The following is a 13,477-nucleotide window of genomic DNA, read 5'->3' on the forward strand; positions in this document are numbered from 1 at the left end:
CGTCAGGAAAGAGGGGGGAGGGAGGCGTGGTCTACGGCGTCGGCTTCCGCATCCACTGATCGAGCCACGCGCGCTCGTGCAGCATGCGATGGACCTGATTCCACGAGCCGCTGATGCTGTGCGGCATGTCCTTGTACTGAATGATCGCGGCGGGGACACCGTTCTTCTTGAGCGCCACGAAGAACTGTTCGGCTTCGGAGTAGGGGACGCGCTCGTCGATCTCGCCGTGAATGAGCAGCGTGGGCGTGCGCACGCGACCGGCGTAGCTGAGCGGTGACTGCCGGATCATGATCGCGCGCGCGGTGGAGTCCCACGGCGTGCCGTAGAACTCGGTCTCCTTGGTGACGGCGATATCGGCGGTGCCGTAGTCGCTCACCCAGTTCACGATGCCGGCGCCGGGGATCGCGGCGGCGAAGCGATCGGGATACTGCGTGATGAGCCAGTTGGTCATGAAGCCGCCATACGAGTGGCCCATGGTGGCGACCTGCGTGCGATCGATGGGATAGTGCGCGATCGCGTAGTCCACACCGGCCATCACATCCTGTCCGTCCTTCGTGCCCCATGCGCCCCACGTGGCCCAGAGGAAGGGTTCGCCGTAGCCGGTGCTGCTGCGGAAGTTGACCTTGAGGACGAAGTAGCCGTTGGCCGCCAGATACTGAGCCTTGAAGTCGAAGGCATAGCCATCCGCCGAGTGCGGGCCGCCGTGATTGCTGACCACCAGCGGGTAGCGCCTGGTGGGATCGTAGCCGAAGGGCTTGAGCAACCACCCTTCGATGGGCGTGCCGTCGGCGCTGGGGAACTGCAGGCGATCGGCCGTACTGAGAGCGACGTCCCGCGTGAGCGCCGTGGTGACGGTGGAGAGGCGCCGCTCCTGCGTCCCATCGATGGCGGCGACGAACACCTCGGGGGGCGCATCGATGGCGGTGGCGAGATACGCCATGCGCGTGAAGGCGCTGTCGAACGAGATGGTGGTGAGTCGGCGCGTGCCGGTGGTGATCTGTTCCACGCGCCCACCGGTGCTGGCCACGCGGAAGAGATGCTGGGCGCCGGCGATGGCCGCGGAGAAGTAGATGAAGCGGCCGTCGGCGCTCCAGCGCGGGTTCTCGGGGATGAGATCCCAGTCGCTGGTGAGCACGCGTTCCGTTCCACCGGTGGCGGGGCGCAGCGCGAGATCGGTGGGGCTGCCGCGATCGCTTTTGCGCGCGATGAGCGCGTTGGTCGTGATCTGCTTGGTGTACAGCACCCACTGCCCGTCGGGGGAGAAGCTGGGGTCATCGCAATCGCAGTCCGCCTCGGGCGTCAGGCGCGTGACGGTGCCGTCGATGCGCGCGATGTAGACCTGCGCGGCAGCGTAGCGGCGTTCATCGCGATACCCGGAGTCGGCGGAGAAGACGAGCGCGGTGCCGGCGCGATTCCAGCGCACGGTTTGCGGGCGCAGGCCGAGTGCGGTGAGGCGACGCGGCTCGGCGCCGGGCGCGTTGACGAGCCAGAGCTCCTGGGCGGGAAAGAGGCGCGGATTGGTGCGATCGGGGACGGGATAGACGGCCCCGTCGCGTTGGAAGTTGAGCCAGTCGAACTGCCGCCCTTTGAAGCGCGCGTCGTGGCGCTGCTCAAAGGGGGTGCGTGTGTCGGGGGCCGCGGCGGGGACGGCCACGTCGCGGAGCAGGGCGACGCGGGTTCCGGTCGGCGCCGGCAGCGGCAGCTCGCCGCCGGCTGCCGCTGGTGCGACGGGCGTCAGGCTATCGGATCGTCCGGGCAGGAGACGCCAGCTGCGCCCGTTGGCGCGGAGCTCGAGCGTGTCGCGACGCCACGTGGGGGCACTGGCCGAGACGTTCGCTGGCGAGACGCGCCGCGGGGGCGCGGTGCCATCGGTCGCGGCGAGCCACACTTCCGTGGGCTCGGCGTTGGTCTCCTCGATGCGGGTCGAGACGGTGAAGGCGACCCAGCGCCCATCGGGCGAGATCGTCGGGGCGCCCGCGGTCTGGACGCGATAGTAGTCTTCGATGGCGAGCGCGCGTTTGGCGCTCGGGGCCGTGGGGCGCGGCTGCGCCTGGGCGGCGGGGCTCGCGAGCGCACTCAGCAGGAGCCAGCCGAGGGGATGACGTGGGCTCATGCGCGAAGCTACGACGCGCGCGATGATTTGGCGAAGCCGTTCCAGTCAGAGGGAGGTGTTCTATATGACCGATCTCGCGTTCGATCCGGTGCGGCATGTGGCCGGCCGGTTGCGCCGGACCTTCGACGGCCCGATGTGGCATGGGGCGTCGCTGCGGGAGGTGCTGCAGGAGGTCGACGCCACGCTGGCGCACCGGAGCGACGTGGCGGGGGCGCACAGCATCTGGGCGCTGGTGCGGCACATGACGGTGTGGGCGGAAATCGCGCTGGCCCGACTGGATGGCGAGCGGTTGGCGTATCCGCCGGCCGATGAGGACTGGCCGGCCGTTCCTGACGCTGCTCTGCCTGAAATATGGCTTCGTGATGTCGTTGCTTTAGGCGACGCGTATGGAGCACTGGCGACCCGCGCGGCGCAGCTCGAGCCGACCGATCTGCTGGCCGTGGTGCCGGAGCAGGACTACTCGGTGGCGACGATGCTGGATGGGGTGATCGAGCACGGGATCTGGCATGGGGGGCAGATTGCCCTGCTCAAGCGCGCCGCGATGCGGCGCGCTTGATCGGACGTCAGACCTCGGCATCCGTCGGGCCTCGGAATTCGAGATCGGACGCGGAGGTCGGAGGTCGGATCTCGGGATTCGACGGCGGTTGCCGTCTGAATCCTGACGACTGAATTCGGACATCCGTGGCCGATCTCGAATTCCGAGGCCCGATGGATTCTGAGGTCGGAGGTCCGATAGGTGTCTCTTGGTGCCTCCGTAGTCTTACGGAGGCGACTGGAATGGGCTATGTCTCAGGCATGGGCGCTTCCCTCTCCCTGCCTGCCGCGGCGTCGCCGCTGGCCTCCTGGCGTTCCGTGCCGATCGTGCGCACGGTCCTCTCGGCGCTGTTCATCCTCCTGATGCTGGGCTCGGCCCATCTCTCCATGGTCGTGGTCAACGCGATCGAGATGCGCCTCGAGCATCCCACCCCCGCTCAGGGGATGACGGCGCGGATGTATGCCGACTCGCCGATGGCCGACGAACTGGCGGCGGCGCTCAAGAAGTCCAAGGTGCCGGCGGATCAGGCGGTGCTGCGGCGCGCGATCGCGGACGTCGAGGCGGGCAAGGCGGTGGAGATCCGCACGCTGCCGGTGACGCCGGCGCTGGTGTGGGCCACGCTGCTGATCACGGTCGCCGGTCTGCTTCTGCTGTGGAGCACGACGCGCATGAAGACCGATGCGGCGCAGACGATCGCCGGGGTGTTCGCCGGCAACCTGCTCTGGACGGGCGGCGTCGAGTATGGGCTCACCATCGCCGGGCGCGCGCTGGGTGTGGCGAAGAACGTGGGGGTGATCGATGGGCAGCTCGCTGGGATCTACGGCGAGTACGTGCTCCTCAAGCACACCTGGGGGCTGATGGTGCTGGTGGTGGCGTATCTCCTGATGCAGGAGAGCTCGCGCTGTCCGATCTCCATCTGGTGGCGCCGCTTCTTCGTGCGCGCCAAGGTCACCGCCGGCGTGGGGCGCATTGAGAACTACGGCTCACGCAGCGCGGTGCAGTACGCCACGACGGTGTGGGGCTTCTATCTCCTGCTGCTCTGGGCGTATGACGAAGTGGTGTTCGGCGTGCACGGCATCTTCACGACCGCCACGATGTTCGCGACGATCTCGGGCACCCTCTTTGTACTCTGGCGGCTGCACCAGCACCGCGGCTGGGGGCCGGCGATTCGCTACGCGATCGGCGCGATGATCGTGGCCTGGACGCCGCTCGAGATCGCCGGCAAGTGGAACCTGTTCACGCAGCCGTGGCTGCTGCTCGAGTCGACCAGCCTGCTGGTGTTCTTTGGCGGGTTGACGGTGGGGACGCTGTTGTTGGTGCGGGCGGCGCGGCGGCGGGTGGTGTTGAACTGATTGGTCGTGGGTATCGGGTTTTTGGTTGTGGGTGGTGGGTGTCCGATCGGTTTCGGCGGTTCGGGGTAGACTTCACCCATGGGTTTTCTCGATCGCCTGTTCCGCCGACCCGACGCGCCGCCACCGCTGGTGCTTCGCGGGGTGCCGATTCGTCTTACCAACACGCGCGCCGACATCGACGATGAGGCGGTGCTTGAGCGGCTCGACGAGGCGCTCGCGCTGATCGAGCGCTACGCGCCGGCGCGGTTGCGGCATCTGCAGCGCGACATCCGCGGGATCAAGGTCGAACGATTCGCCACACGCGGCGCGTACTTCCCGGGCGAGCGTACGGTGCTCACCGAACTCACCTTCCTCGCGCGCCGCGACATCTCCGCCGCGCCGGTGGCGAGCTCGATTCTTCACGAAGGCGTGCACGCGCGCGTCCATGCCTTCCGTACCCGCGTCCTTGGCGGCGTCGCCGACGGCGATGCGGCGCATGAAGAACGGGTGTGCCGCCGCGCCGAGCTCGCCTTTGGTCGCGCGCTCCCGCCGGAACTCGGTGCACCGGTGATCGAGCGCGCGCTCGCGTCGCTGGCGCTGGACGACGCGGGCGTTGCGCCGGTGGTGGATTGGGAGGAGGCGGGGAGGCGGGTGCGGGAGGCTGATGGGGGGTGAACTGCGTATACGGGGGGCGCATACGTACAGCGCATACGTGGGGCGCATACGTGATGCGCTCACCGCGCTCACCGCGGTGCCCGCTGGACGTATGCGCTGTACGTATGCGCCCCACGTATGCGCCCCACGTCTACGCAGTTAAAATCCAGCATGTCTTCCAGACGTACCTTCCTAAAGCTGACCGCCGGCTGCGCCGCGCACGTCTTCCTCAACGCGGCCTGCGCGCCGCGGCGGTCGCGATTGGCGTGGACGGCGCCGCAGGATCCGGTGGTGACCACCACGCCCTTCGCGCGGCTTGAGGCGATTGGGGCGGATGCGTGGGCGCTGATCTCCACGCCGCTGGGTGGTGATCGCACCACGTTTGCGAATGGCGGCATCATTGCCGGGCGCAGTGGGGTGGTCGTCGTGGAAGGGTTCTACAAGACGGCGGGCGCGGAGTGGCTGGCGCAGCAGGCGCGGGCGCTCACGGGGCGGTGGCCGACGCACGTGGTGCTCACGCACTACCATGTGGATCACGCGTCGGGGGTGGCGGGATTTGCAGATGGCGGTGCGATGCCGCGCGTGCATGCCACGGCGCCGACGCGTGCGCAGGCGTTGGGTGGCGGGCCGGTGGCGCCGGCCAAGGACGCGGCGCTCGAGCACGCGCTGGCCGATGTGGTGGTGGTGCCGACGAGCGGCGCGACGCGGATTGACCTGGGCAATCGGGTGCTCACGCTGGAGCCGTTCACGGGGCACACGAGCAGCGATCTCGCGGTACACGACGACGATGCGGCGCTGCACTGGAGTGGGGATCTCGTGTGGTATCGCATGTTCCCGAACTTCGTGGACGCGACGCCCACCAAGCTCGCGGCGAGCGTGCGCGCGCTGGCGTCGCGCCTCGATGCGAAGGGGGCGCTGATGGTGCCGGGGCACGGGGCGCGCATCACCGCCGACGGCATGCGCACCTACGTGGGGCTGCTCGAGAGTCTCGAAGGTGCGGCGCGCGCCGGGCATGCGGCGGGCAAGCCGGCGGCCGATGTGGCGGCGGCGTACACCGTGCCAGCAGCGCTCGGCGAGTGGATGGCGAGCAAGCCGAGTGTGGAGCGCGCGATGACGGCGTGGTACCGGGAGCTGGGCGCACGGTGAGCTCAATGGTGTCGCTGCACGCGTTGGCGCTCGACGATCTCCCCACGATTGCCTCGCTGCACGCCACGAGTTGGCGCCGGGCGTATCGCGGCATTCTGGGCGACGACTATCTCGATGGTGATCTGGTCGCCGAACGGACGGCGGTGTGGCGCGAGAAGCTGGCTGACGGGGTGGGCCTTGGGTGGATCGTGCGGGTGGATGGCGCGCCGGCGGGGTTCGTGTTCGTGCGGCCGCACGCCGACGCGCAGTGGGGGACGCTCGTGGACAACCTGCATGTGCTGCCGACGTATCAGGGGCACGGGCTGGGCAAGCGGTTGCTGCACGAGGTGGCCACCTGGTGCATGCAGTACGCGCCGGATGCGGGCGTCTATTTGTGGGTGTTTACCGACAACACGCCGGCGCGCGGCTTCTACGCACGGGTGGGCGGCGCGGAAGTGGAAGCGGTGGAGCAGCTGGCGAGCGACGGCCGCGTGCTGCCGGAGCTGCGGGTGGCGTGGGCGTCACCGCAGGCGTTAATGGACGGAGCGGCCGCGCGGGTCTAGCTTAGGCGACCTTCTTGTGGAGCGCCGGTCGTGTTCGTGATGCTGCGTCGTACCCTGTTGTCGTCCGCCCTCGCTGCCTGTGCCATCGCTCCGGTTGCGCTGCGGGCGCAGGCCAAGCCGGCCGCGCCGAGCCGCTATCTCTATTTGTGGACGGCGTCGGCCGATACCACGCTGCCCGACTTTCTGGCGGTGGTGGATGTGGCCCCGCAGAGTCCGACGTACGGCAAGCTGGTCACCACGGTGCCGGTGCCCGGGCGCGCGAACTGGCCGCATCACACCGAACACGAGCTGGCCGCTGACGGGCGGCTGTTCGCGAACGGCTTCGATGGCGGCAAGACGTTCATCTTCGACCTGAAGACGCCGGCGGCGCCGAGCCTGTTCCGTACGTTCGGCGATGTGCAGGGGATGATGCATCCGCACAGCTTCCTTCGTCTGGCGAATGGGAACGTGCTGGCCACCTTCCAGATGCGCCACGCGAATGGCAAGACGCTCCCGGGTGGACTCGCCGAATTGACGAATACGGGCGCCGTGGTGCGTACGGCGAACGCCAATGGACCGGGCGTCGATCCGCGCGTGCGCCCGTACTCGGCGGCGATCATGCCCACGATCGATCGGGTGTTCACGACCACGACCGACATGGATGGGAAGGACGAGATCAACGACGTGCAGCTGTGGAAGCTGTCGGATCTCACCCTGCTCAAGACGTTCAAGCTGCCGAACGGTCCGCGGGGCAACGAAGGGGCGCTCACGGCGGAGCCGCGTCTGTTGCCCGATGGCAAGTCGCTGCTGGTGAGCACGTTCAACTGCGGGCTCTATCATGTGAGCGGGCTCGATACGCCCAACCCGACGGCCAAGCTGGTGGCGAGCTTTCCGCAGAAGCCCAAGACGTACTGTGCGATCCCGAGTATCGTGGGGCACTACTACGTGGTGACGGTCCCGGCGTACAGCGCGGTGGTGAGCCTGGATATCCGCGACCCGCTGCACCCCAAGGAGGTGTCGCGCGTGGCGTTCGGGAAAGACGACGTGCCGCACTGGCTCAGTGTGGAACCGAATCATCAGCGGATCGTCGTGACCGGTTACGCCGGCATGCAGCATCGCGTCATGATGCTCACGTTCAACGAACAGACGGGGCAGCTGGCGCTCGATACGCGCTTCCGTGAGCCGGCGTCGGGAACGCCGGGTTTCTTCATGGACAACAAGACGTGGCCGCACGGCGGGTCGGCCAAGGGAATTCCGCACGGGGCGGTGTTCTCACGCTGAGTCGTGCAGTAGGTTGCGCGATGACCTCGTCGCTCGGCCCCATCGCGGCCCAACGCGCGCGCAACGCGCGCATGCAGGGAGAAGCGGAACAGATCGCGGCCACCCACGCGGCGGCGCATGGGGTCCGCGCCAACGTTCCGGTGGTGATGGTGCCGGCCAACACGCGCGCGCTGGTCCCGTTGCCGGACCGCGCGCGCGAGGCGTTTCTGGCGCATCTGCGCGACGTGATCGCGGAGTCGTTTGCGCAGCCGCTGCGCGACAATCTGGATGCCATGAGCGCGCAGGCGGCCAGTGAGCGCGATGACGCGGGTGAAACGATGAGTCGCGACGACGGGCTCCCCGCCTACATGGTGCTGGGCGGCTGCTCGACCTGCCGCGGCGACTGCTGCACGTCGGGGGGCACGCGCGCGTTTCTCAAGGCCGATTCACTGGTGCGCGTGCGGGCGCAGCGGGTCACCCTCGGCGTGCACGAGGAGAACCCGGCCGCGATCGAGGCGCTGTATGTGGCGGCGCTGCCGGCGGAGCACTACGCGGACTCGTGCGTGTTCCACGCGCGCCTGGGGTGCACGCTGCGGCGCGAATTGCGGTCGAATCTGTGCAACCGGTATCAGTGCGGCGAGCTCACGCAGCTGCGGCGCGCGCTGGACGCGAGCGGCGCGGCGATGGCCTATGTGGCGTCGGCGAGTGGCGACGCGCTGCAGCGCGTCGCGCTTATCCGCCCGGATGCGGTTGATCGGATTTCCGAACTCAGTGCTTGATCGGGCATCGGAATTCGGTCTCGGGCGCAGAGGTCGGATGGCGGACTTCGGGATTCAGGGTCAGGGAGTGTGACTCTGAATCCTGAGGACGGACTTCCGACATCCGCTTCCGAGACTGAATTCTGATGCCTGATCGGGGCTCGGAATTCTGAGGGTCCGACTCACTGCGGTTCGTTTAACTGCTCTGGTTCAGGTTGTACTTCATGATCCCGGCGTGTACGCCCTGGGGATCGCGCTCCAGCGCGTAGACTTCGCCGGTTGGGCCCTTCGCTGAGTGCAGATGCGCCTGGATCGCTTCGCGATCGGCGGCGGACAATTCGATAGACAGCGCGGCCAGCGTGTGTGGCAGGTGGCGCGCGTGTCGGGCGCCGACGATGACGCTCGTGACCGCTGGCTCATCGAGGATGCTGCGAATGGCGACCGCGCCAATCGTCGTGTGGTGCGTCTGCGCAATCGTGTGCAGCGTCTGCAGCAGCGACTGAAACGCTTCCCAGCCGCCGAACTCATTGATGATGAGCTTGTACTTGGTGAGGCTGCGATTCTCCTGCGGCTCCTGGGGCTCGGGCGCGTTGAGCCAGCGCTCGTGGAAGAAGCCCCCGGCGAGGGTGCCGTAGGAGAACAGGGCGACCTGATGCTGCTGGCACCACGTCGCCATGCTGGCGAGGGCGCGTCGATCGAGCAGGGAGATCTGCACCTGGTGACTCACGATCGTGACGCCGGCGTCGTGCATGGCCTGCAGGCGCGCGGTGTCGAAGTTCGTGAGACCGACGCCAGCGATCTTGCCGGCGGTGGCGAGCTCCTGGAGCCAGACGGCGGCGTCGAGCCAGCGCGGGTGGGTGTAGTCCCACCAGTGGAACTGCACGAGGTCAAGCTGCTCCACGCCGAGTCGCGTGAGCGAGCGGTCGATGAGGCGGGTGATGTCGGCGCGGGTGAGCGTGGCCAGGGCGTCGCGATCGGGGACGCACTTGGTGTGGACGCGCACCGGGCCCGCGGTGCCGTGTTGCTCGCGCCACTCGCGGAGAAACTCGCCGATCATCGCTTCGACACCGGTGTAGATGTCGGCGCAGTCGAAGGCGGTGATGCCGGCGTCGGCGAAGGCGATCATGTCGTCGATCGCGGCGCGGCGCTCGATGCTGCCGTGGCCGCCGGCGAGCTGCCAGCCGCCCTTGATGAGGCGGGAGACGGCGGCGCCGTTGTTGAGCGGGCGGGACGGGACGTGCATGTCAGCCCGGTTCGCTGCCGTCGAGCTCGGTGTCGAGCTCCGGGGCGGGCGGGAGCGGAACGCGCGTCACGTCGGCGTGATGGAACACCGTGGTCCCGATGCGGGTGATGCGAAAACGGCCGCCGCAGTGCGGATCGGGGCAGGCGATCTCGGCGTCGGTGGTCATCCAGTCGTTTGGATGCGTGGGGCGCTGCTTGGCAGGGAGGAGCGGGAGCAGGGCGGCCAGCGGGTAGAGCGGGAACGTCTGGCCGGCGGGGAATTCGAGGTTCTCGCCCCGGAGGGTGAACGAGCTGCCTGCGGGGTGATTGCACACCATGGGACGATCGGTGGCGATGACCTCGACCCGGAGGTCGAAGAGCGTGAAGGCGTCGTCTCGGTTGGACATGGCCACAAGCTAAAACCCACACTAGCGTTCGGGTGTCTCACTCCCGTCGTTATCAACCCGGAGTCGTGTCATGCCTGTGCTTATCAGTGATGCCCTGGCGGCCGCCATCAATACCCAGATCGGCAACGAGCTGGGCGCGAGCCTGCAGTACTACCAGATCGGGGCCCATTTCCACCGGATGCACCTGCAGCAGCTGTCGAAGCTGTTCTTCAAGCAAGCCGAGGAAGAGAAGGAGCACGCCGAGAAGCTGCTCAAATACGTGGTGGATACTGGCGCCCAGCTGGCGATCCCGGCGGTGAAGCAGCCGGTCCACACCTTCCCGTCGGCGGAGGCGGCGGTGGCCGCGGCGCTGGCCTGGGAGATCGAGGTGACCGGGCAGATCAAGGCGCTGATGGACCAGGCCGCGGGGGAGAACGACTACCTCGCGCAGGACTTCCTGCAGTGGTTCGTGAACGAGCAGCTGGAAGAGGTCACCAAGATGGAGCGGCTGCTGGCGGTGGTCCGCATGGCCGGCGAGAAGCATCTGCTGTCGGTCGAGGCGTACCTGGTGCACGGATAAGGTTGAGCTCGCCTGCAATGCGGGGGAGGTATTCCGCAGCGTCTCCCGCATCTATAGCGTAGTGCTTTCGCCCATTCTCCCCGAGCGATTTATGCGAGTCACGATGCTGCTCCGGGCCCCCCTGCTTGGCGCGGGCCTGCTGGCCCTTGGCGCCTGTGCCAGTGCGGGCCGCGGAGCTCCGAAGGATCCCCGTTTTCAGTCCGGCGAGGCCGGCGCAATTGCGCGCGCGAAGGCCGACAGCGTTCGGTACCCGTACACGAAGGCCGACATCGACTTCATGTCGGGGATGATTCATCACCACGCGCAGGCCATCACCATCTCGCGCTGGGCGGTGTCGCATGGCGCGAGCCCGGCGGTGCAGCGGCTCACCGCGCGCATCATCAATGCGCAGAGCGATGAGATCAAGCTGATGCAGACGTGGCTGCAGGATCGCAAGCAGCCGGCGCCCGTGGTCGATACGGCCGGCAATGTCACCATGCCTGGCATGGCCGGCATGGCTGGGCACGACATGTCGCACATGGGGCATGACATGGGCGGCATGAACGCGCAGGGACAGATGAGCATGCCCGGCATGCTCAACGCCGAGCAGCTTAAGGCGCTCGACGCCTCGCGCGGCGCCGATTTCGACAAGCTCTTTCTCACGTACATGATCCAGCATCATCGCGGCGCAGTCACGATGGTGCGCACGCTCTTCTCGAGCGACGGCGCGGGGCAGGACGAAACCGTGTTCAAGTTCGCGAACGATGTGGAAGTGGATCAGAGCACGGAGATCAAGCGCATGATGACGATGATGTTGGAGCAGGGATGGATGCCGCCGGGATAGCGGGCGGACAGACCGTTCTTTAGGTGCCAGGTGGTAGGTCATAGGTGGTAGAGCGTTTCCTCAACTTTTTCCCTCGGACATGAAGACCTTTAACTCGCGTTTGCTGGCGGCGACCTCGCTGGCGCTTGTCGCCGCGTGCTCGTCGGCGAAGCCCAAGACGGAGCCGACGCCGGCGGTGAATCCGGCGGCGGATCCGCGCAACAACCTCAAGGCCGGTTTGTTCGACGCCGAGAAGTACACGTCGAACATGAAGATCCTGGCCGAGGCGAAGTCGCCGAACGGGTTCCTCGGCATCACCAACTCGGACCTGGCCTTCACGGGCAAGTACGTCATTCAGGGCAACTACAACGGCCCGGTGGTGTGGGACATCTCGAACCCCTCGAGCCCGCAGCTGGTGGTGGCCTACGAGTGCCCGGCGTCGCAGAACGACGTGTCGGTGTACAAGAACCTGATGTTCATGTCGGCCGAGGCGCAGAACGGCCGCATCGACTGCAAGCCGGGCGGTGTGCGCGAGGCGGTGAGCAAGGAGCGCATGCGTGGCGTGCGCATCTTTGACATCTCGAACATCAAGGAGCCCAAGCTCCTCGCCAACGTGCAGACGTGCCGCGGCTCGCACACGCACACGGTGCTCGAGGATCCGAAGGACAAGGAGAACATCTACATCTACGTCTCCGGTTCGTCGGCGATCCGGTCGGCGCAGGAGCTCGAAGGGTGCGCCGGTGATGTGGCGGGCAACGATCCGAACTCGTCGCGTCTGCGCATCGAGATCATCAAGGTGCCGCTCAAGGATCCCGCGAAGGCGGCGGTCGTGGGACGCGCGAACATCTTCGCCGGCCTGACGGCGAACCCGACGCACGGCCTCTCCGACGCCGACAAGGCGGCGGCGGCGCAGCAGCTGGCCGATGCGAAGGCGCGTGGTGGGTTCGTGGTGAAGAACCCGCAGAGCGGCGCCGAAATGCTGGCGCCGCCGCAGCTGGTTCGCCCGCTGCTCGACAGCCTGGCCAAGAGCCATGGCGCGTCGTTCGCCAACGGTGCCGACTCGGCGGCGGCGCGTCCGCTGCTGCAGACGGCGGTGAACCGCATGTTCGCCAACCCGACCGGCAATGCGGGCCCGAACGCGCCGCTCAGCGAGCGGTCGCAGTGCCATGACATCACGGTGTATCCGTCGCTCGGCCTCGCCGGCGGCGCGTGCGAAGGCCATGGCCTGCTGCTCGACATCAGCAACCCGGTGAACCCGGTGCGTCTCGATGCCGTGGCGGACTCGAACTTTGCCTACTGGCACTCGGCCACGTTCAACAACGACGGCACGCAGCTCCTCTTCTCCGACGAGTGGGGCGGTGGCGGCGGCCCGAAGTGCCGCGCCGGCGACAAGATGGAGTGGGGCGCCGACGCGATCTTCAAGATCGTGAACAAGAAGCTGGTGTTCCAGAACTACTACAAGCTCCCGTCGTACCAGACCGACAAGGAAAACTGCGTGGCGCACAACGGCTCTCTGATTCCGGTGCCGGGGCGCGACATCATGGTGCAGAGCTGGTACCAGGGCGGCATCTCGGTGTTCGACTGGACCGACGGCGCGCACCCGAAGGAAATCGCGAGCTTTGACCGTGGCCCGGTGGACGCGTCGCGCATGGTGAGCGGCGGTTCATGGTCGGTGTACTGGTACAACGGCCAGATCATCAGCTCGGAAATCGCGCGCGGCATGGACATCGTGGACCTGACGCCGAGCCAGTATCTCACGCAGAACGAGATCGACGCGGCCAAGACGGTGAAGTGGGACCAGCTCAACGCGCAGGGCCAGCCCAAGATCTCGTGGCCGCCCAGCTTCCCGCTGGCCAAGGCCTACACGGACCAGCTCGAGCGCAAGTCGTGCCAGGTGAGCACGCTCCGCACGCAGATCGCGGCGGCCGAGAAGGCGAGCGGCGCGGCGCGCAACACGGCGCTCAACGCGGCGATCGCCGCGGCGGATGCGGCCAAGGGCTGTGACAGCAAGAAGGCCGACCTGCTCAAGAAGGCGCTGCAGGATCTGATGGCGCCGGCGATGTAACCGCCGCCGGTAGACCCAGGAACGCCAAACCTTCGACGCCAAACCCCAAACTGATCAGTTTGGGGTTTGGTGTTTTGGGGTTCGGGGTTCTTGGGTTTACTGCGC

The 13,477-nt window shown here is 67.3% G+C and carries 13 protein-coding genes; 10 read left to right on the plus strand and 3 right to left on the minus strand.

Annotation, left to right across the window (positions count from 1 at the left end; translation table 11 throughout):
- Nucleotides 1-31: 31 nt before the first annotated feature.
- On the minus strand, nucleotides 32-2,113 hold the full coding sequence (locus K2R93_03110) for a S9 family peptidase (GenBank protein MBY0488811.1): 2,082 nt from the start codon (nucleotides 2,111-2,113) through the stop codon (nucleotides 32-34).
- Nucleotides 2,114-2,177: 64 nt separating this feature from the next.
- On the opposite strand from K2R93_03110, the gene K2R93_03115 reads away from it, so the two are divergent.
- From K2R93_03115 to K2R93_03145, 7 genes are all read left to right on the plus strand, one after another.
- Nucleotides 2,178-2,669 (plus strand): DinB family protein, encoded by a 492-nt coding sequence (locus K2R93_03115; protein MBY0488812.1) that lies wholly within the window; start codon nucleotides 2,178-2,180, stop codon nucleotides 2,667-2,669.
- 239 nt (nucleotides 2,670-2,908) lie between these two features.
- Entirely contained in the window at nucleotides 2,909-4,000 is a 1,092-nt protein-coding gene (locus K2R93_03120; protein ID MBY0488813.1) for a hypothetical protein, read from the plus strand.
- Nucleotides 4,001-4,078: 78 nt separating this feature from the next.
- The gene (locus tag K2R93_03125) at nucleotides 4,079-4,654 is read left to right on the plus strand and encodes a hypothetical protein (protein MBY0488814.1); all 576 of its coding nucleotides are present in this window, start codon (nucleotides 4,079-4,081) and stop codon (nucleotides 4,652-4,654) included.
- A gap of 150 nt (nucleotides 4,655-4,804) precedes the next feature.
- Nucleotides 4,805-5,779, plus strand: a complete 975-nt coding sequence (locus K2R93_03130; protein ID MBY0488815.1) for an MBL fold metallo-hydrolase — start codon at nucleotides 4,805-4,807, stop codon at nucleotides 5,777-5,779.
- A complete protein-coding gene (locus K2R93_03135) occupies nucleotides 5,776-6,321 on the plus strand; it encodes a GNAT family N-acetyltransferase (protein ID MBY0488816.1) in 546 nt (181 codons plus the stop codon). Before K2R93_03130 ends, K2R93_03135 begins: the two co-directional genes overlap by 4 nt.
- Nucleotides 6,322-6,360: 39 nt before the next feature.
- Nucleotides 6,361-7,581: a selenium-binding family protein gene (locus K2R93_03140; GenBank protein MBY0488817.1), complete on the plus strand. Its 1,221-nt coding sequence runs from the start codon at nucleotides 6,361-6,363 to the stop codon at nucleotides 7,579-7,581.
- Nucleotides 7,582-7,601: 20 nt separating this feature from the next.
- Nucleotides 7,602-8,339 carry a hypothetical protein gene (locus K2R93_03145; protein MBY0488818.1) on the plus strand — a complete coding sequence of 246 codons (738 nt, stop codon included), beginning with the start codon at nucleotides 7,602-7,604 and terminating at the stop codon, nucleotides 8,337-8,339.
- 175 nt (nucleotides 8,340-8,514) lie between these two features.
- Here K2R93_03145 and K2R93_03150 read toward each other — a convergent pair whose 3' ends face one another.
- Nucleotides 8,515-9,561 carry an aldo/keto reductase gene (locus K2R93_03150; protein ID MBY0488819.1) on the minus strand — a complete coding sequence of 349 codons (1,047 nt, stop codon included), beginning with the start codon at nucleotides 9,559-9,561 and terminating at the stop codon, nucleotides 8,515-8,517.
- 1 nt (nucleotide 9,562) lies between these two features.
- Entirely contained in the window at nucleotides 9,563-9,946 is a 384-nt protein-coding gene (locus tag K2R93_03155; GenBank protein MBY0488820.1) for a TIGR04076 family protein, read from the minus strand.
- A 70-nt stretch (nucleotides 9,947-10,016) separates the two neighbouring features.
- Here K2R93_03155 and K2R93_03160 point away from each other — a divergent pair, with 70 nt between their 5' ends.
- The 3 genes from K2R93_03160 to K2R93_03170 all read left to right on the plus strand — a co-directional run bounded on the left by K2R93_03160 (nucleotide 10,017) and on the right by K2R93_03170 (nucleotide 13,372).
- Nucleotides 10,017-10,505, plus strand: coding sequence for a hypothetical protein (locus tag K2R93_03160; GenBank protein MBY0488821.1), 489 nt, complete (start codon nucleotides 10,017-10,019; stop codon nucleotides 10,503-10,505).
- Between the two features lie 103 nt (nucleotides 10,506-10,608).
- Nucleotides 10,609-11,328, plus strand: coding sequence for a DUF305 domain-containing protein (locus K2R93_03165; protein ID MBY0488822.1), 720 nt, complete (start codon nucleotides 10,609-10,611; stop codon nucleotides 11,326-11,328).
- Between the two features lie 79 nt (nucleotides 11,329-11,407).
- Nucleotides 11,408-13,372 (plus strand): hypothetical protein, encoded by a 1,965-nt coding sequence (locus K2R93_03170; GenBank protein MBY0488823.1) that lies wholly within the window; start codon nucleotides 11,408-11,410, stop codon nucleotides 13,370-13,372.
- The last annotated feature ends 105 nt before the right edge of the window (nucleotides 13,373-13,477 follow it).

The sequence above is a fragment of the Gemmatimonadaceae bacterium genome (genome assembly GCA_019752115.1).
In the GTDB taxonomy this organism is placed as follows: Bacteria; Gemmatimonadota; Gemmatimonadetes; order Gemmatimonadales; family Gemmatimonadaceae; genus Gemmatimonas.